Origin of the sequence: Ornithinibacillus bavariensis (genome assembly GCF_050433565.1) — a bacterium.
Lineage (GTDB): Bacteria > Bacillota > Bacilli > Bacillales > Amphibacillaceae > Ornithinibacillus > Ornithinibacillus bavariensis.
Window position 1 is genome coordinate 1 of record NZ_JBNPWZ010000006.1, and the last position, 18,070, is coordinate 18,070.

General features: G+C 36.3%; 16 protein-coding genes. 8 read left to right on the top strand and 8 right to left on the bottom strand.

Going from position 1 to position 18,070, the window contains the following annotated elements; translation table 11 throughout:
- Window positions 1-130: 130 nt before the first annotated feature.
- Both HNR27_RS11360 and HNR27_RS11365 read right to left on the bottom strand, forming a co-directional pair.
- The gene (locus tag HNR27_RS11360) at window positions 131-298 is read right to left on the bottom strand and encodes a hypothetical protein (protein WP_429339819.1); all 168 of its coding nucleotides are present in this window, start codon (window positions 296-298) and stop codon (window positions 131-133) included.
- Between the two features lie 18 nt (window positions 299-316).
- Window positions 317-2,272, bottom strand: coding sequence for an aconitate hydratase (locus HNR27_RS11365; RefSeq protein WP_429339820.1), 1,956 nt, complete (start codon window positions 2,270-2,272; stop codon window positions 317-319).
- Window positions 2,273-2,404: 132 nt separating this feature from the next.
- On the opposite strand from HNR27_RS11365, the gene HNR27_RS11370 reads away from it, so the two are divergent.
- Window positions 2,405-3,199: a TIGR00266 family protein gene (locus HNR27_RS11370; RefSeq protein WP_212920721.1), complete on the top strand. Its 795-nt coding sequence runs from the start codon at window positions 2,405-2,407 to the stop codon at window positions 3,197-3,199.
- 46 nt (window positions 3,200-3,245) lie between these two features.
- Here HNR27_RS11370 and HNR27_RS11375 read toward each other — a convergent pair whose 3' ends face one another.
- Entirely contained in the window at window positions 3,246-4,109 is an 864-nt protein-coding gene (locus HNR27_RS11375; protein ID WP_429339821.1) for a YitT family protein, read from the bottom strand.
- 234 nt (window positions 4,110-4,343) lie between these two features.
- On the opposite strand from HNR27_RS11375, the gene ltaS reads away from it, so the two are divergent.
- The 5 genes from ltaS to HNR27_RS11400 all read left to right on the top strand — a co-directional run bounded on the left by ltaS (window position 4,344) and on the right by HNR27_RS11400 (window position 9,695).
- Window positions 4,344-6,338, top strand: coding sequence for a lipoteichoic acid synthase (ltaS, locus tag HNR27_RS11380; RefSeq protein ID WP_429339822.1), 1,995 nt, complete (start codon window positions 4,344-4,346; stop codon window positions 6,336-6,338).
- A gap of 144 nt (window positions 6,339-6,482) precedes the next feature.
- Window positions 6,483-6,656, top strand: a complete 174-nt coding sequence (locus tag HNR27_RS11385) for a YfhD family protein (RefSeq protein WP_212920724.1) — start codon at window positions 6,483-6,485, stop codon at window positions 6,654-6,656.
- A 185-nt stretch (window positions 6,657-6,841) separates the two neighbouring features.
- Window positions 6,842-7,282 carry a YueI family protein gene (locus tag HNR27_RS11390; RefSeq protein WP_429339823.1) on the top strand — a complete coding sequence of 147 codons (441 nt, stop codon included), beginning with the start codon at window positions 6,842-6,844 and terminating at the stop codon, window positions 7,280-7,282.
- Window positions 7,283-7,346: 64 nt separating this feature from the next.
- The gene (locus HNR27_RS11395) at window positions 7,347-7,592 is read left to right on the top strand and encodes a DNA alkylation repair protein (protein ID WP_212920961.1); all 246 of its coding nucleotides are present in this window, start codon (window positions 7,347-7,349) and stop codon (window positions 7,590-7,592) included.
- 168 nt (window positions 7,593-7,760) lie between these two features.
- Window positions 7,761-9,695 (top strand): acetoacetate--CoA ligase, encoded by a 1,935-nt coding sequence (locus HNR27_RS11400; RefSeq protein WP_429339969.1) that lies wholly within the window; start codon window positions 7,761-7,763, stop codon window positions 9,693-9,695.
- A gap of 109 nt (window positions 9,696-9,804) precedes the next feature.
- Here HNR27_RS11400 and HNR27_RS11405 read toward each other — a convergent pair whose 3' ends face one another.
- Both HNR27_RS11405 and HNR27_RS11410 read right to left on the bottom strand, forming a co-directional pair.
- Window positions 9,805-10,848: a DUF4097 family beta strand repeat-containing protein gene (locus tag HNR27_RS11405; RefSeq protein WP_429339824.1), complete on the bottom strand. Its 1,044-nt coding sequence runs from the start codon at window positions 10,846-10,848 to the stop codon at window positions 9,805-9,807.
- 102 nt (window positions 10,849-10,950) lie between these two features.
- Window positions 10,951-11,343, bottom strand: coding sequence for a thiol-disulfide oxidoreductase DCC family protein (locus HNR27_RS11410; protein ID WP_429339825.1), 393 nt, complete (start codon window positions 11,341-11,343; stop codon window positions 10,951-10,953).
- A 230-nt stretch (window positions 11,344-11,573) separates the two neighbouring features.
- Here HNR27_RS11410 and HNR27_RS11415 point away from each other — a divergent pair, with 230 nt between their 5' ends.
- Together HNR27_RS11415 and HNR27_RS11420 are read left to right on the top strand one after the other, a co-directional pair.
- On the top strand, window positions 11,574-12,122 hold the full coding sequence (locus tag HNR27_RS11415) for an RNA polymerase sigma factor (protein WP_306345306.1): 549 nt from the start codon (window positions 11,574-11,576) through the stop codon (window positions 12,120-12,122).
- The gene (locus HNR27_RS11420) at window positions 12,088-14,157 is read left to right on the top strand and encodes an ankyrin repeat domain-containing protein (protein WP_429339826.1); all 2,070 of its coding nucleotides are present in this window, start codon (window positions 12,088-12,090) and stop codon (window positions 14,155-14,157) included. The genes HNR27_RS11415 and HNR27_RS11420 overlap by 35 nt, the downstream gene beginning before the upstream one ends.
- Window positions 14,158-14,429: 272 nt before the next feature.
- Here the strand turns inward: HNR27_RS11420 and HNR27_RS11425 are convergent, their stop codons facing one another.
- The 3 genes from HNR27_RS11425 to HNR27_RS11435 all read right to left on the bottom strand — a co-directional run bounded on the left by HNR27_RS11425 (window position 14,430) and on the right by HNR27_RS11435 (window position 17,827).
- A complete protein-coding gene (locus HNR27_RS11425; RefSeq protein ID WP_429339827.1) occupies window positions 14,430-14,975 on the bottom strand; it encodes a DUF1697 domain-containing protein in 546 nt (181 codons plus the stop codon).
- Between the two features lie 118 nt (window positions 14,976-15,093).
- Window positions 15,094-17,073: an FtsX-like permease family protein gene (locus tag HNR27_RS11430; RefSeq protein WP_429339828.1), complete on the bottom strand. Its 1,980-nt coding sequence runs from the start codon at window positions 17,071-17,073 to the stop codon at window positions 15,094-15,096.
- A 1-nt stretch (window position 17,074) separates the two neighbouring features.
- Window positions 17,075-17,827: an ABC transporter ATP-binding protein gene (locus HNR27_RS11435; RefSeq protein WP_429339829.1), complete on the bottom strand. Its 753-nt coding sequence runs from the start codon at window positions 17,825-17,827 to the stop codon at window positions 17,075-17,077.
- Window positions 17,828-18,070: the final 243 nt, after the last annotated feature.

The window sequence follows — 18,070 nt, forward strand, 5'->3', positions numbered from 1 at the left end:
CGGCCATCTCTATTATACGATTGGAGATTCTTTTGTTACATCCCTAGAAGGTTTATTTTCACACAGGCAGAGCCTGTGGTTTTAAAAGCATTAATTGTAAGAAGGTGTTCGACTTCGAACACCTTCTTTCTCAATCTAATAATCGATTATTTTCATCCACTTCCATGATTTTAGTTATGTCATTTTCTGCGACACTACCAGCTCCTCCACACACTGGACAACTATACTGCCAACCCTCATCATCTGCTAGCATCCCTGCACCTTCACAAGCTTTACAGTGCTGATTTCGATCCGCCATATACTCCCTACTCCTTTCCTAATTAACAGAAATATTTCTTGCTTTAACCCAATTAATAATTCCACCTTTAAGCATAATTTCACTTTGTCTGTCTGATAGAGCATGCTTGACCTTTATATCGATATTCTTTCCTTTTACAGATAAACTAAACTCCTTACCTTGCTTGATTTTATTTCGTAACCCTTCACCAATCAGTACATCACCCTTCTCTAATTTGGCATAGTCAGACTCTTCAATGAAAGTCAAAGGAAGGACGCCAAAATTAACAAGGTTTTGCCAGTGAATCCTTGCAAAGTCTTTAACTAGCGCAATGCGTAGACCTAAGTATCGCGGGGCTAATGCTGCATGCTCACGGCTTGAACCCTGTCCATAGTTAAATCCTCCAACAATGGCATGCCCCCCCTTCTCAGCTATTTCTTTAGCACGTTCATAATACGTCTCATCAACTATTTCGAAGGTAAATTTGCTGATTTCTGGAAGGTTACTACGATATGGTAAGACTCTAGCACCCCCAGCTAAAATTTCATCTGTCGAAATATTATCCCCCATCTTTAACAAAATAGGGACCTCTATATTGTCTGGCATATTATCCATATCCGGTATAGAGGCAATATTTGGACCTTTGTGTAGCTCTACTTTTTTTGCTTCTTCTAGAGGTAACGGTGCATCCAATAAATTCACATCAATAGTAGGCTCTTTTGGTTCCTTTAGCTTAGGATATTCCATTTTTAATGTCCTAGGATCTGTAATTTCACCAGTCAAAGCAGAAGCAGCAGCTGTTTCGGGGCTACATAAAAAGACACTATCCTCCCGCGTTCCAGATCGACCTGGAAAGTTTCTCGGTGTTGTTCGTAAGCTATTTCGTCCCGTTGCAGGTGCCTGACCCATTCCAATACAACCATTACAACCAGCTTGATGAAGCCTAGCACCTGATTGTAAAAGGCTTGCAATATGACTTTCCTTCACTAAGTCAGTCAGCATTTGCCTTGATGTTGAATTAATATCAAATGAAATACCTTCTGCAATTCGTTTACCTTTTACAATTTCTGCAGCGATGGCAAAGTCCCGAAAGCCAGGATTTGCAGAGGAACCTATATACGATTGGTAAATCGGTGTCCCTGCGACTTCAGTAACAGGAACTACATTACCCGGACTTGACGGTTTTGCTATGAGTGGCTCTAATTCTGATAAATTAATCTCCTCATTTAAATCATAGGTTGCTCCAGGATCTGCTACTAGTTCAATCCAGTCATCTTCCCTCCCCTGTTCCTTTAAGAAGCGTCTAATCTCTTTATCCGATGGAAAAACTGTACCCGTTGCACCTAGCTCTGCACCCATATTCGCAATCACATGACGATCCATTGCACTTAAGGAATGTAAACCAGGACCATAATACTCAATAACCTTCCCTACACCACCCTTTACATCGTATCTCCTAAGTAATTCTAAAATAACATCTTTGGCACTAACCCAATCTGGTAAGGTACCAGTAAGTTTAATTCCCCAAACCTGTGGCATCTTTACATAAAAAGGTTCACCAGCAATAGCCATCGCAACATCAATTCCACCAGCACCCATCGCAAGCATACCCATACAACCATTTGCACAGGTATGGCTATCGGATCCTAATAACGTTTTCCCTGGTTTTGCAAGCCGCTGCATATGTACAGGGTGACTAACACCGTTGCCTGGTCTGGAATAATATATGCCGAACCTTTTTGTTGCACTTAGTAAAAATAAATGATCATCAGGGTTTTTACTGTCTTCTTGAATGAGGTTGTGATCCACATATTGTGCCGATGCTTCCGTTTTTGCACGTTCCAGATTCATCGCCTCTAACTCAAGCATAACAAGTGTACCAGTTGCATCCTGGGTAAGTGTTTGATCTATTCTTAACCCAATTTCAGTGCCAGGCACCATTTCGCCAGAAACTAAATGGTCTTTGATTAATTTCTGAGTGATATTATATGCCATCCATAACCCTCCTACTTTCTTACACATTTACAATCCTCTATCATAGTTTGTAATCAATAACAAAAATTATTATAAAAGCACCGGAAATAATCGTATAATTAAAGAGAAACATACATTTTTGGGGGGATTATCTTGAATAATCACGAAATTGATTACAAGATTTATGGGGATGACATGCAGTTTGTGGAGGTAGAGTTAGACCCACAGGAGACTGTCATTGCAGAAGCAGGTAGCTTAATGATGATGGATGATAAAATCCGCATGGAAACTATATTTGGTGATGGTACTGACGAACAAAATGGATTTATGGGTAAATTACTTGGAGCTGGAAAACGGGTACTGACTGGAGAAAGCTTATTTATGACTACGTTTACCAATGAAGGTACTGGAAAGAAGCATGTTTCCTTTGCAGCACCTTATCCAGGCAAAATTTTGCCGATGGATTTAAGTGAGCTCGGTGGAAAACTAATCTGTCAAAAGGACTCCTTTCTCGCTGCAGCAAAAGGAGTTACAGTCGGTATTGAATTTCAGCGAAAAATAGGTACAGGCTTCTTTGGTGGTGAGGGCTTTATTATGCAGAAACTTGAAGGTGATGGTATGACTTTTGTTCATGCAGGTGGTACCATGCATAAAAAAGAACTCCAACAAGGAGAATTACTTCGAATTGATACAGGCTGTTTAGTCGCAATGACGAAGGATATTGATTACAGTATCGAATTTGTTGGAGGGATAAAAACTGCCTTATTTGGTGGTGAAGGCCTATTTTTTGCTACATTACGTGGGCCAGGAACAGTCTGGATTCAATCTCTACCATTCTCAAGACTGGCAAGTAGGGTATTTGCAGCAGCACCCGAAAGAGGTGGATCAAAAGGAGAAGGAAGTATAGCAGGTGGATTATTTGATTTACTAGGTGGAGACAGAAAATAAAAAATTAGGGAGATGTTAAGACTAAAAAGTCCATAACATCTCCTTCTTATAACTTTTGCCCATAATATTTATCCAATGAAAAACCTCGACCTAATATTTCTGAGGCATTTAAAAAAATAACAAATGCAGTTGGGACTTCCTGTAGGAGCAGCCCTTTCAATTTCACTGCTTCTTGTTGCTCTGCAACACATAAAATTAATGTTTTATCATGGTTTGAATATCCGCCAACTGACCTTACTTTTGTTAAGCCTCGATCAATCCCATTTCGAATTAACTCTTGTACCTTCCATTCATCCTCTGTGATGATGACGATTAGTTTCGAAGCAGAAGTCCGTAGTTGAACAAAGTCTATTGTCTTACTTGAAATATAAATTGCCATTAATGCAAAAAGGGTCAACTCTAAGCTAAACACAAATAGTGAAGATATCACAACAATTCCATCGACGACTAATTGCGTATATCCACTAGATTTACCGGTGAATTTTTTTAGAATCTGTGCTATAGATGCAGTTCCACCTGTTGAACCCTTTCCTATATAAACAATTCCGAGACCAATTCCTAAGACGATTCCACCATACAATGCTCCAAGAAGAGGATTAGTTACTGTAATCGGTGTGTTAGCGGTTATTCCAATCATAAAAGGTACCCAGAACGTTCCGACTAACGTCTTACCTCCAAAATCTTTTCCAAGGACCATCCAGCCAATGAAAAAGATTGGAATATTAATAACAAACTGAGTAAGCGCAGGGCTGAATCCGAATAATTCATGTAAAACTGTACTCACCCCGGAAATACCACCTGCAGCAAGTTTTGAGGGTAATAAAAAAGTATTGTACGATAACGCTACTAATGTTGCACCAAAAATTACTAGAATATACTCTTTGATTAATGTTCTATGATGTTGTTTCATCTCTTAGTCTATTCCTTTCTTTAGCTTGCCAATTATCAATTCTATCATAGATTTCTATCTAATTGAATACAATCTATAATGCCTTGTTTTATCGTTAATTGACTCGGTGACCAAACTTTCCCATAGAAATTTTTGACAATTCACTTGATTCATAGACTAATTTACGATAAAATCGTATCTTGATGATTTTCCTTTTTGAAAATTATCGTAGCGAAAAAAGATGGGGTGAAAACGATGAAAAAAATCTTAACATCTAAAATGGCCTTCTTTTTCATTGCAGTTGTATTACTCTGGTTAAAATCGTATCTAATCTATATAAATGAATTTAATTTGGACATCAAAAACGGCATGCAGGAGTTCTTACTATTTTTTAACTCCTTGAGCTCAGCACTATTCTTTTTAGGCTTAGGATTATTTGCAAAAGGAAGACGTGCTGGAATATGGATTATTATTATTGATTCGTTAATGAGCTTTCTTTTATACGCAAATGTTGTGTTTTACCGTTTCAATAATGACTATATTACATGGCCAACGCTTACCCAGACTGATAACTTTGGAAGTCTAGGAAGTAGTATTGCAAGTCTAATGCAATGGACCGATATTGTCTATCTCTTAGACATAGTTGTTCTAATCGCCCTATTCATTTGGTTTAAAAAAGATTGGAGTACTGAGAAAGTCAGTCGTAGAAAGCCAATACTAGTTCTTCTTTTAGGATTAATAGCTTTTTCGATTAATTTAGGTCTTGCAGAAGCAGACCGACCAGAATTACTAAAAAGGACATTTGACCGAAACTATATTGTTAAGTATTTGGGAATTTACAATTTTACAATGTATGATGCTGTACAAAACATCAAGTCATCTTCACAACGCGTGTTAGCGGACAGTGATGATATAACAGAAGTTGAAAACTATACGAAGAATAAATTTGCAGAACCAAATCCAGAATTATTCGGTGTAGCTAAAGGGAAAAATATTATTAAAATTCACTTGGAATCCTTCCAATCATTCTTAATCAACTACAAGTTACGAGGAGAGGAAGTCACACCTTTCTTAAACTCACTTGTTAATGATCCAGATCAGGATTTTACGTATTTTGATAACTTCTTCCACCAAACAGAACAAGGAAAAACTGCTGACGCAGAATTAATAATGGATAACTCTATTTATGGATTGCCACAAGGCTCTGCTTTCGTAACAAGAGGCTCTAATACGTATCAAGCATTACCTGCAATTTTACATCAACAAGGTGGATATACAACAGCTGTATTTCATGGTGACTATAAATCCTTCTGGAACCGTGATGAAATATATAAGCAATTCGGTGTAGATACCTATTTTGATGCAAGCTACTATAATATGAGTGAAGATAATATTATCAACTATGGTTTAAAGGATAAGCCATTCTTTGAGGAATCTATTCCTCTTTTAAAATCGCTAAATCAGCCATTTTATGCGCATATGATGACCTTAACACATCACCATCCATATTTAATTGGGGAAGATGAAGCATCTATTGCCCCTGCAGAAACTGGAGATAAGTCAGTTGATACCTATTTCCAAACAGCTCGTTATTTGGACGAAGCTTTAGAGCAATTTTTCAATGACCTTAAAGATGCCGGTCTATATGACAACTCGGTTATTTTACTTTATGGTGACCACTACGGTATCTCTAAGAATCATAATCGCGCCATGGGTGAATTACTTGATGAGGAAATCACACCATTTAAGAGTACACAATTACAACGTGTGCCATTGCTAATTAAAGTACCTGGTGTCGATGGAATGGGAACTGTTCATGAATATTCTGGTCAAATGGATGTAATGCCAACATTACTTCACTTACAAGGTATTAATGCACAAGACTATATTTTATTTGGAACAGATTTATTCTCCAAAGATCACAAGGAAGTTATACCTTTCCGGAATGGAGACTTAGTAACTCCTGAATATACAGAGGTTTCCGGAACATTTTATGATAATAATACTGGTGAAGAAATCGAACCAACCGATGAAATGCTTCAGGTAAAACAAGAGGCATTACATGAATTAGAGCTTTCCGATAAGCTGCTAAACGGCGATTTATTACGATTCTATAAACCTAATGCTGATTGGTCACCTGTCGATCCAACGAAGTATCGATACGGAAATGAGTCAGGTGTTATTCCGTCTGATGTACAGCAAGAGCCCGAAAAACCACTTGACCCACGTCAGCCACATATTCTTAGGTAATCGCAAGGTGACTACAATTTAAGCTAAACATCTTTAAAGAGTAATCTTAAGGAAAAACTTCCTTTTGATTACTCTTTTTGTTTCTCATGAAAATATTTATTCCGTTTATACTAATACGGAATACTCTAGAAATGAGGTGAAATTATGGGACGTGGTGACCATAATCGAGCAACTGGAAAAAACTTTCTAGCTCAGACTCCAAAAAATCAATTAAGTGATGGAATTGATGTCGAGTATTCAGAAGAACTTGCCGATCACGATGATAAAGTAGCTCAATCTAGAAGCAGAGAAGCTGATAGGCGAGCAAAAGGGAAATAGAGAGGGGCAACTCCCCTCTCTATTTTTTATTCGTATAGTTAGGAAAAGCTTAATCTGTAAGTTAAGTGGCTAAATATGATATAGTGAACTTAAAGAGATAATCATTATTATCTTCGTGTACACCTTATATAGCTTTATATACTATCTTAGGTCCTCTAACATCATTTTCAAAGTGAGGGTGACAAATGGCTAAAAAAGAAGTTGAAGATTACTTAACTGAAGGAATGTATGGTATAAAATTACCAAAGCAAGGAGAACGTAATTATTTTCTCGGAACCTTAAGAGAAAGAATCGTTATTGCCTTAACCATTGGTCAAGTCATGTCAGACAAGGGACTGCATGCGCTAGAGCAAGAAATTCAGGCAAATAAGGGAGCAACACTTTTATTTAATGGTAAAATATCTTCAAGGTTTCTAAAGGAGGAGAAGAGCCTTGCAAATAAATACAATATTCCATTTACAGTAGTTACAAATGAAGAAGCTGATACCGATATTGGTGCTGTCTTAACCTATGATTATGCTATAGATAAAGAAGATATTTTCATGCAGGAAGAACTAGAAACAGTGGCGAAAAAAGAACCAAACAAAACCTCCTTTAAAGATAAATTAAAGAAACTCTTACGATAACGAATACCACCTCTCCCGTATAAAAATATTACACCGTTTTATACTAAGGATGGAGGTGTGTATGATGGCACAAAAATATCGTTGCCCAAATTGCAAGACGAACCGTTCCCGTTTTAATATTATCGAACAGGTTGCAAAACCAGTTAAATTAGACCCACAAACCGGGGACATTGTAAACGATTATTCTGAAAGCCAAGTAGAACCATTTCATACACTGTATAATGGTCCGAGATACCGTATCCAATGTGGCTCATGTGGCCTTGTTGAGGATGAAAATACGTTTATAAAATTTGGTGAAAGACCGATGTGAAACCACAGAATCCTGTGGTTTTTCTAATGGTTTGCCAAAAACCTGGGTAATCTTTACACAAAGAAACCGTTTACACTATAATGAAACTAAGGCAAATTCTTAGGGGGAGGAGTTAGATTGAAACAAGTAGAAGAGGGTTCACTACTTTGGGAGCCAAGTCAAGAGCGAATGAACCAAGCCAATATTAGTACCTTTATGAATTGGTTAAAAGAAAATAAAGGACTACAATTTAAAGATTATCAATCTCTTTGGAATTGGTCTGTAAATGAAATAGAAGATTTCTGGAAAACTATTTGGGAGTATTTTAATATCGAATCACCAAATGGTTATACAAATGTTCTGTCCACTCACCAAATGCCTGGAGCGAAGTGGTTTGAAAATGCCAAAGTAAATTATATTGAGCACATTTTTAGAAACTACAAAAAGGAAAAAACCGCTATTTTTCACACATCTGAGCTACGTCCTGAATTATCAGAAATAAGCTGGGAAAAAGTTTATCAAGATACCGCGGCTCTTCAGCAAACCTTAAAGGACCTAGGGGTTCAAAAAGGAGATAGGGTTGTTGCATTTATCCCAAATATCTATGAATCTGTCATCGCACTCTTTGCTACGGCAAGTTTAGGGGCAATATGGTCCAGTGCTTCTCCCGACTTTGGAAAACAAAGTGTAATTGATCGTTTTAAACAAATAGAGCCAAAGGTTATGATAACTGTTGATGGCTATCAATATGGTGGAAAGGTGTTTGATCGTTTTAACGTAGTAAAGGAAATTCAATCTGAGTTAGATACCCTAGAAGCAACAATAGTCATTCCGTATATAAATGGAGCACACCCATTTACTGGCTTAAAAAATGTTATCCAGTGGAAAAACGCTACATCCTATACGAATCAAGAATTGCGTTTTGAGCTTGTTGAATTTAATGACCCATTATGGATCCTATTCTCTTCTGGAACGACCGGAAAACCTAAACCTATTGTACATAGTCAAGGTGGCATATTGTTGGAGCATTTAAAAGCTCTAACCTTTCACACCGATTTACATGAGGATGATCGCTTCTTCTGGTTTACAACAACAGGCTGGATGATGTGGAATTATCTAGTAGGCGGCTTACTTACTGGTAGTTCAATTATTTTATATGATGGAAATCCAGCTTATCCAAATCTAAATATGCTTTGGAGGTTGGCAGAGAAATCAAAAATGACTGTCTTTGGTACATCTGCTAGCTATATCACATCCTGTATGAAAGAAGGACTTGATCCTAGTTCAAGGTTTGATTTAACCCAGCTCAAAAGCATTAGTTCAACCGGGTCGCCACTTCCACCAGAAGGATTTAAGTGGTGTTATGACCATGTAAAAAAGGATCTATCCATAGCATCTATTAGTGGTGGAACAGACGTCTGTACTGCTTTTATCTTAGGAGTTCCTACCTTACCGGTTTATGCTGGAGAGTTACAATGCCGTGGACTAGGTGCTAAAGTGGACAGCTTTGATGAAAGTGGGAATTCCATCATAAATGAAGTTGGAGAGTTAGTTTTAACAGAACCATTCCCATCCATGCCGATTTATTTTTGGAATGATGACGATGGAACCCGTATGCAGGATAGTTACTTTGATATGTACAAGGGAATCTGGCGTCATGGCGATTATATCAAAATTACAGAGCGCGGATCCTGTGTCATCTACGGACGATCCGATGCAACAATTAATCGAGGTGGCATCCGAATTGGTACTAGTGAAATCTATCGAGCAGTTGATCATGTTAAAGAAATAGCGGACAGTCTAATAGTGGATATTCCATTAGAAAACGGGGAATCTTATGTACCGCTATTTGTTGTCATGAATGATGGAAAAGAGCTGACAGAGGAAATTATAGGCATTGTTAAAAATCAAATTCGAACACAATGTTCACCACGACATGTACCGACTGAAATAATTTCCGTAGAAGATTTACCTAAAACATTAAATGGAAAAAAGATAGAGATACCTGTTAAGAAAATTTTAATGGGTAAGCCCGTCGAACAGGTTGCCAATAAGGGTTCATTAAGTAATCCCAAATCACTTCATTATTTTGAACAATTTGCCAAAGAAAAGCTGAGAAAATAAAAAGTATAAAATCCCAACCCTGACACTTTCTAGTATATAAATTCAAGGATTAAACAAAAAGGAAGAGGTCCTTCGCCCCTTCCTTTTTGTTCTCAGTTAGTCTTACTTATTATTTGTTAATCGAAACATTTCCAGAACCGGTGCGGAGACGAACAACGTTTTTACCATTTCCTACTTTTCCATATAAATGGTTTCTATCCTTCTGCTCCGTATTCATAGCAATATTTGTTTGTATACCACCTGACCCTGTACGAATATCAAAAAGAGTATCTAACTCAAAGTCTTGATAATCTAAGTGAATATTTCCGCTTCCAGTCCTTAAATCCAACGCTGAATTATCTGACATCTCTAGATTAATATTACCAGAGTTTGCATCCCCTTTTACAGCCCCTCTGATATCACGTAATTCTATTCTTCCCGAGCCTACATTAGCCTCCGTGGTTTCTGACCAGAAATGCTCAGCAGTAATTGTCCCAGAGTTTGCACGGATAGTTGCATTTTTCATATATATCTCATTCAAAATAACCCTACCTGATCCAGCCCTTATATCCAATTCCTCTCCCTTTACTTCAGCCATACGAACACTCCCAGAGCCGACTTTTCCAGTAATGTCCCCATAGGAGGAATTGATTTCTACCTTTCCAGAATTAGCTAAAAATTGTAGATTCTCCGCTCGGAGCTTATCAATTATTATTTTTCCTGACGTAGTATCAGTAAACATCTTTCCAGCTGTAATGTCGGTAGCCTGAATGACCCCAGATGTAGCAGATATTCGAAATGTCTCGGCAATTAATTGTTTCATTGATATCTTTCCTGATGTTACTCGGATATCCCAATTGTCAGCTATATCCCTTGGCACATATAGTTGAAGAATACTTTTTGGTAATGTACCAAAAAAGAATGTAGATCCTTTTCTTTCTTTCTCCGCTATTATCATTAATGCTTCTTCTGATTTCTCTGTTTTTAACACAGGACCACCTTCATAAGACTCGAATTGGATGTCAACTCGAGGAAGCTCATGTGTTAATACCTTCACCGTTGCAATATCAGAAGAAACCGTTATGCTTTTTAACCTGTCAACCTCTATGGACTCTTCCTGTCTTATTGTATTTACCTGAGTACCTATTAGCTTATTTAATAGACCACCTACCATAATTACATCTCCTATCATTTGTATTCTTTATCTTATTTTACAAGATTACTTCTGATAAACAACGTACTCTTGAAGTAGATGAACTCCGTCCAAAGGCTGATATTATTCTAGAAATCGCTGCCTGTCTAATTGAGAAGGTATCATACACGATTCCCGTTTACCAAACCAGCTATAACGGTTCTTAGCAAAGAGATTATAAAAGATATTACGGATAGGTCTAGGCACAACAATAAACACATAGCAAAGCTTCCACAGTCCCTTTAGCTCTTTGGAAACCTTTAGGGCAGCAGTTGATTGAACATAAACCTCTTCCCCTTCCAAATAAATAAAGCTATCTATATCTTTAGGAATTTGGTAGTCATTAAGTAATTGTTGCCCAATTTCACTTTGAAGAGAGGCAAAGTGAAATTTTGCCGTTGGATCTCGTTTAATAATAAATTGAACAGATGAATTACAAAAATTACAAACGCCATCAAACAAAATAACACGCCTCATAGTAAGCCCCCTTATCCATTTGGTACCTCTATTATTATTTTACCTTATTTCCGAGCTAGAGTAATACTTATTACTCAGTTAACCTGTACAAAAAGCTATTCTACTTTATAGTAGAAAATAGAACGAAATCTGTCATAAGAAAAGCAAAAAATGATTATTTTCAATAATTTTTTGGTAAAATGCAATTTAATTTTTATAAATACGTCTAATTAAGTGAATACCAGGGGGTGATGGTCGTGTCACATAATAAAGTAATAGCAGATTGGTTTGAACGCTTTGGGAATGATATTTATCATTTTTTAATATATCGAGTTGGACCAACTGATGCAGAAGACTTACTGCAGGAAGTCTTCATTAAGGCGTTAAAAGGATTTAATAGTTTTAAAGAAAATGCATCACCAAAAACATGGCTGTTTAGTATCGCGCGAAACTTAGCCATTGATGAGTCACGAAAGAAAAAAACGAAAAAGTGGGCGGAAACAGTTCCACTAGATGTCATGAATGAACCTAAAACGAATAGTTCTCCTGAAACAATATTAGATTTTAATGAGGACACAAAGGCTATCTATGAATGTATTCATCAGCTAAAGCCTACGTATCAAGATGTCATCATATTAAGAGGAATCAAAGAGCTTTCAGTGGAAGAAACCGCCAATATACTGAAATGGAGTGAAAGTAAAGTAAAATCGACACATCATCGTGCAAAACTAGCACTGCAAGAAGAACTAAGGAGGTGTATCTCTTATGAAGAGGTTAAATCACCTAGAGCCGCTAGATGAAAGTCTACGTCTAATGCCAAAGCCAACTTTAAGTAAAGATAAACATATACAAATTAAAAATGCCATTTTAAACACAAGAGCAGCTCCATTCAAACAAAAGAAAAAACGTAATTACAAGGGGATTATGACAACTGTTGGCGCCCTTGCTGCTGCCCTTATGTTCGCAGTTTTAATATATAGTTATCTTGACCAAGATTCAGAACCAACCACAATGGTATTAGCAAGCTTGATCGATGAGGATATTCACAAAATAAGCGGTTCTGCTAATGGCAAGTCCTATCAAACTGAGGATGAAGAATTGATAAAGCAATTCTATCAGGATATTGGGAATATGGAATTTGCTGAAACAGAGGAGAAAAACACCGATCAGAAAGATATTATCATGCTATACAATGCAAATGGGGAAATACTCACAACCTTTCATTTTGGAGCAAAGGACATCGTTACCATTGATGACCATCAGTATAAGTTTGATACGACAAAATGGCAGGACTTTAAAGAGCTTTTCTTTACAGAGGAGAATCTTGTAACAGAGAACGATGTGGACTCCCCTAATGAACAACCGGAAAGCAATGAGGATGTATCCCTATTAATGGAGCAGGAGCTAACCAAATCACCAAGTCAACGGGATTGGAGCAAAGTACTTGAATATGTAAAGCAAGGTGCTGATCCGAATAATGCATTACTACTTGCAGCAAAGGAAAACAATGAAGCAATTGTTCCTGAACTCTTGGACCTAAAGGCGAATGCTAACACAACAGATGGAAATAGTAATACGCCGATAATGCTTACAACTAGTGTTGACGTCGCATCTTCTTTAATACAACATGGTGCAGATCTAGCGGTTAGAAATAAACGGGGACACAATGCCCTCGTTAGCGCAGTCTATGGGCATCAAACAGAAATGGTAAAGCTATTATTAGAGGCAGGAGCAGACCCAAATACAATTGTTCATCCTGATAGTACTGTGACAGTTTTATGGGCATCCGGAAAATTTAATGATCAAGAGATTAGCGAATTACTCATTCAACATGGTGCCACTAAGGTAGAAGGATATGACCAGGAATCGTGGTGGATTTCTCAAATACCTTCCTTAACAGAAATGCTAAAGCAGAAGGAAGAGTTATTATCTACCGCTTCAATTGGAAGATTACCAGGAATACCTTACATTCAAATACCAGCTGATTCTAGCGTATTCCCTGGGCAAAAGGGAGACCCTTTTGAAACACTCTCAGTTAGTGGTGGAACAGTAGACATTTATGGTAATCACATTTATTTCAAACCAGAAGGACAAAAATTATATACGGCGTACCAATATGAATTAAACCCAGGCGATCATGTTACAGTTGCTGATATTGAGGATGTACTAGGTGTGCCTAGCACATCTACCAAAAATGATAATGGTAGTATTGCAATGGTATACAGTTTAGATCATTACGAGCTAAAGTTTTACTATGATGGAACGTTGAGCTACCCTAAAAATGAATTGAATATTTTATCACTGGAATTAGCATATAAAGAACCAGGTATTATTGAACATGCAGAATCTGTACTTACATTACTAGCTGATAAAAATGTCAATGAGCTCGCAAAACAGGTTCATCCAGAAAAGGGAGTACTATTTGCGCCATACCTACAATTAACATCGACACCGATGACAGAAAAGCATAGCCCTGTAACATTTTCTGCTGAGGAAATACCTCATATTTTAAAGGATAAGGATCAGTATCTTTGGGGATATGGTAGTGGAAGTGGATTACCAATCAATATAACACCAGCAGCGTATTGGGAAGACTATGTATATACAAAGCAAATTCCTGATGAAATCTATGTTAATGAACAGCACCTTACAGCACCAGAATTTTTTACAGAAACAATTAGAAGCATCTTCCCTAACGCCCATATGGTGCAATATTCCTTCAATGAGACAGTGGAAGGCGATGACCTAAGCTGGGTAGACTTATCATTAGTCTTTGAAGAATACAAAGGGGAATGGAAACTAGTTGGCATACTCCATAATGCCTGGACACCGTAAGTTAATAATTTAGGAAAGTCGTAGGGCTTTCCTGTCAATACATTGATAGTGGAAATTTACGCACAAACGTATAAAATTACATGAAAGCCAAATAAAAACATTCCTACTGTTGGAATGTTTTTATTTATAACTACGAGAGGTTTCTATAGAATTTAAAATAGTAAAAGGCAACGCGACTAATAAAAAGTCTGCGTTGCTTTTTGAACTAGTGAAACCCTTAGGTTCGAATGACATCACATAAAAACTCAAATGTCTAACTAGAATCTAAAAAACTAGCTGTTTTGAGCTTGCATTAGCTCATATATCTTACGAGTGGTATTGACGTTTCTTACTGTAGCTTGTTTGTATACCTTTGTTCCAATCAATTTTGACTTCCCACTTTTGGTTATATTTTTCTTTTCAACCGACCAAATGATTGCGGTAGGGACATATTTAACCGTGTCAATATTCGGCTTTATAACCAGGTTTTCAAGTACAGATTCATCATCAATTTCATCCCATAAAAAAATAACATCACATGACATTTCTTTGTCATTCCTCCATGTGTTCGGAATAGCGTTAATGACTCCACTAACATCATCGATACTTCGTACTAATACTTTAATTTGTAATCCAAAATCATTAGATATCGCTTCTTCCAAAATGTGTGAGAGCTCTATCTTTGATACGTCCTTGTTTGAAAAAATAATATTACCTGTATTGATGTATGTTACCACATCATTCATACCGACTCGTTCAAACGTCTTTTTTAGCAACTTCATATCAATTTTATTTTTTCCACCTACATTAATCCCCCGAAGAAGAGCAACATAAATCATAAGCATTCTCCTTTCAACCTTTTATCTTACCTTAGCAATATTGTGATACTAGTCATTACCTTGGTATAGAAGGTGCTCTTCTTCAACACTCGCACCCTTTGTAACACCAAATGATAAGTTATATGTTTGCTTTATCTATAGAATGAGCTAGTTTTGTGCTTAACAATCGATACATCTTCTTTCTAGCATAAAATAGAAAAGCAAATTGTATGACGAAATAACTCCCCCCTACAATTAAGAAATGCAATATGATTTCAGGATTTGCAATAACTCCCCCTATATCTGTAGCCATAGCTAAAATGTACAACAATGCCAAAGTTGTACCAAGTAGGGTAGGTATCATAAATATCGTCGTAATCTCCTGTGAGATTATTCTCTTTATCTCCTTACTAGTTATCCCGATACGGTACAGTTTACGAATTCTTTCTAATTCCTTATCCACTTCAGAAAATAATTGAATATACAAAAGGAAAAATGACCCTATGAAGAATAATACACTTAAAAATATAGTTACGAAAAAAAGTATTCCATTTGAATTTTTATTCATTTCATATCCCTCAATACGAGAACTAATTTGAAATAATTCATCTTCAGGGACGATATGTTCAACATTTATTGCAGGCATACTTATATTAAAGCTTTCAAACGTTTGTTTTAATTTTTCCACTCCTGTTTTTGAATCCTGCCAATCCTCAAGATTAATTAAATGAACTACTGCAGCTAATCCGTCTATGCTTCTTTTTAGTCTCGACAATTCTGTATCGTTAATAACAAATATTTCACTAAGATTGCTTAATGTATTCAACCTTTTCTCAACAATTACTTCCTTTACATCATATACGATCTCATCACTGCCACTTGGTATACGAAGTCCTTGGTCATAAGCTATGCTATCGGGGGTTTCCGTATTTTCATTTAAAAAATAAATAAACTCATTATTTTTTAGTTCAAATTGGCTGGAAGTTAACTCATTAAATGCATCTAATGACATAAACGTATATGCATGAACAACTTCATAATAGTCCTTTTGAAAATAGGAGTATATTGGAACTGAAACGTGTCTTTGTACACGATTTCCATTCTGTTCAAAAATAGCATTTAGCGCATCTATTCCCACATTATTCGTACTATCTGTTTGAATAAACGCTACATCGAACGGGGTTTCTTCTATCGCTTCTCTTTCCGTTGTTATATATGTAAATAAGATAATTGTACTATACAAAAGTGTAACCATAATCATTACTGTAACGAGCATCATAACCGACGTAAGCCGCTTATACTTATAATTAATATTCGTTAAATAAAGTAAACGCCGATAATAATATCCTTTATTCTTTTTAATCAGCTCTATCAAAAGGCTCGTAAAATGATACAATACGATATACAATCCAATGAATGTAGCTAGTGACCAAAGTAATAGAAAGTTGCCACCCCGCTGTCCAGTATACGTAAAATAAAGTCCGATAATCGAGCCAACCACAATTAAAAGTCCAATTCCACCTAACCTTGCATGTTTATCAGAGACATTCTCTGTTATTTTTTCGTTCTTTAAATTTGTGATGATATTTCTTTTTAATGTTAAATAAAGGGATTGTCCTACTGCCACAAAAAACATTACCAAAAATACAATAACCGTATAGAGAAACATTTTTGCATGAAGTTGAAAGAGGATCTCCTGTATACCTACAAATTTTAACAATAGCCAAAAGAAGAACCTAGAAAGGGTTGCTCCAATTAAAACACCAATTATTAGAGAGATAAGGGCAATAATACTATTTTCTAAGACTATTAATTTACTAATCTCACGCCTCGTCATACCTAATGTCATGAATAACCCAAATTCACTACGCCTTTTCTTCATAAAAATATGATGTGCATAACTAATGAAAAATATAGTAAAAATAATAAGTGCAACCCCAGGAATCGACAAAACATATTGAATCCCTTCTGACTGCTCCATTTCAACAAGTTGTTTATTCAAATAGACGGTTGTAAACATAAAGAAAAACGTCACTGCCAAGCTATTGCAAACAAGATAAAAAATATACTTTTTATAATGATGCTTAGCCATCTTCCATACAATTTTATTAAAGGTCATGTTACCTTCCTCCTAAGAGGGTAAGGTTATCCATAATTTCAGTTAAAAATGCACTTCTATTGGTCGTTTTTGAAATACTAGAATGAACTGCTCCATCCCTTATAAAGATTACCTTTTGGCAATAACTTGCAGCAAAGACATCATGCGTTACAAGTAATACAGTAGTTGACATTTTATCTACAATTCTTTCGAAACACTCCATTATCGCAGTCGATGATTTAGAATCCAAATTTCCTGTAGGCTCATCAGCAAAAATAATCTGAGGCTCATTTACTAATGCACGACTCACCGCTGTTCTTTGCTGTTGTCCACCTGATATATGATAAGGATACTTATTTAAAATTGATTTTATTTCAAAGAGACTAGCAAGCTCATGTATCTTTTCTTCCATCTCTGTTAGGTTTTTCTTTTCCAGTATCATAGGTAACATGATATTTTCCTTCACGGTTAAGCTATCTAGTAAATTAAAATCCTGAAATACAAAGCCCAGTTGTTTACGACGAAAATGTGCTAAAGCATCACTCTTCATTTCATTTATATTTTCTCCGTCAATTGTAACTTCACCGGAAGTTGGCTGATCGATTCCACTTAATATATTTAATAGGGTCGTTTTTCCACTACCGGAAGGTCCCATAATGGCAACAAAATCTCCTTTATTAATCAATAGATTAATGTTATTTAATGCCCTTGTTTCCCCTTCACCGTAGGATTCCCCATAAACCTTATAGATGTTATTAGCCTCTAAAATTGTCATCCCTTTTCTCCTTGCTCTATTGTTACTTATTCTATTGATTTATTAAGCAGTATTAAAATCCGCTTTCCAACCTTCCAAAGTCATATGCTGTTAATAATCTACATCGCCCTAACTAGTTTCCCACTTGATTAATTATCCTAAACTACTATTTTAAGTAAATGATTTCATAATCTCTCTGTTATTTCAATATAAATATGCAAATAAACTGATAATTTATTTTTATAAAGTAAATGAAAGGGATAG

Bases quoted from the DNA above. Each gene is read 5' to 3' on its own strand.
- HNR27_RS11360 (WP_429339819.1), bottom strand. From the start codon at position 298: ATGGCGGATCGAAATCAGCACTGTAAAGCTTGTGAAGGTGCAGGGATG.
- HNR27_RS11365 (WP_429339820.1), bottom strand. From the start codon at position 2,272: ATGGCATATAATATCACTCAGAAATTAATCAAAGACCATTTAGTTTCT.
- HNR27_RS11375 (WP_429339821.1), bottom strand. From the start codon at position 4,109: ATGAAACAACATCATAGAACATTAATCAAAGAGTATATTCTAGTAATT.
- ltaS (WP_429339822.1), top strand. From the start codon at position 4,344: ATGAAAAAAATCTTAACATCTAAAATGGCCTTCTTTTTCATTGCAGTT.
- HNR27_RS11385 (WP_212920724.1), top strand. From the start codon at position 6,483: ATGGGACGTGGTGACCATAATCGAGCAACTGGAAAAAACTTTCTAGCT.
- HNR27_RS11390 (WP_429339823.1), top strand. From the start codon at position 6,842: ATGGCTAAAAAAGAAGTTGAAGATTACTTAACTGAAGGAATGTATGGT.
- HNR27_RS11395 (WP_212920961.1), top strand. From the start codon at position 7,347: ATGGCACAAAAATATCGTTGCCCAAATTGCAAGACGAACCGTTCCCGT.
- HNR27_RS11400 (WP_429339969.1), top strand. From the start codon at position 7,761: ATGAACCAAGCCAATATTAGTACCTTTATGAATTGGTTAAAAGAAAAT.
- HNR27_RS11405 (WP_429339824.1), bottom strand. From the start codon at position 10,848: ATGGTAGGTGGTCTATTAAATAAGCTAATAGGTACTCAGGTAAATACA.
- HNR27_RS11410 (WP_429339825.1), bottom strand. From the start codon at position 11,343: ATGAGGCGTGTTATTTTGTTTGATGGCGTTTGTAATTTTTGTAATTCA.
- HNR27_RS11415 (WP_306345306.1), top strand. From the start codon at position 11,574: ATGGTCGTGTCACATAATAAAGTAATAGCAGATTGGTTTGAACGCTTT.
- HNR27_RS11420 (WP_429339826.1), top strand. From the start codon at position 12,088: ATGAAGAGGTTAAATCACCTAGAGCCGCTAGATGAAAGTCTACGTCTA.
- HNR27_RS11425 (WP_429339827.1), bottom strand. From the start codon at position 14,975: ATGATTTATGTTGCTCTTCTTCGGGGGATTAATGTAGGTGGAAAAAAT.
- HNR27_RS11430 (WP_429339828.1), bottom strand. From the start codon at position 17,073: ATGACCTTTAATAAAATTGTATGGAAGATGGCTAAGCATCATTATAAA.
- HNR27_RS11435 (WP_429339829.1), bottom strand. From the start codon at position 17,827: ATGACAATTTTAGAGGCTAATAACATCTATAAGGTTTATGGGGAATCC.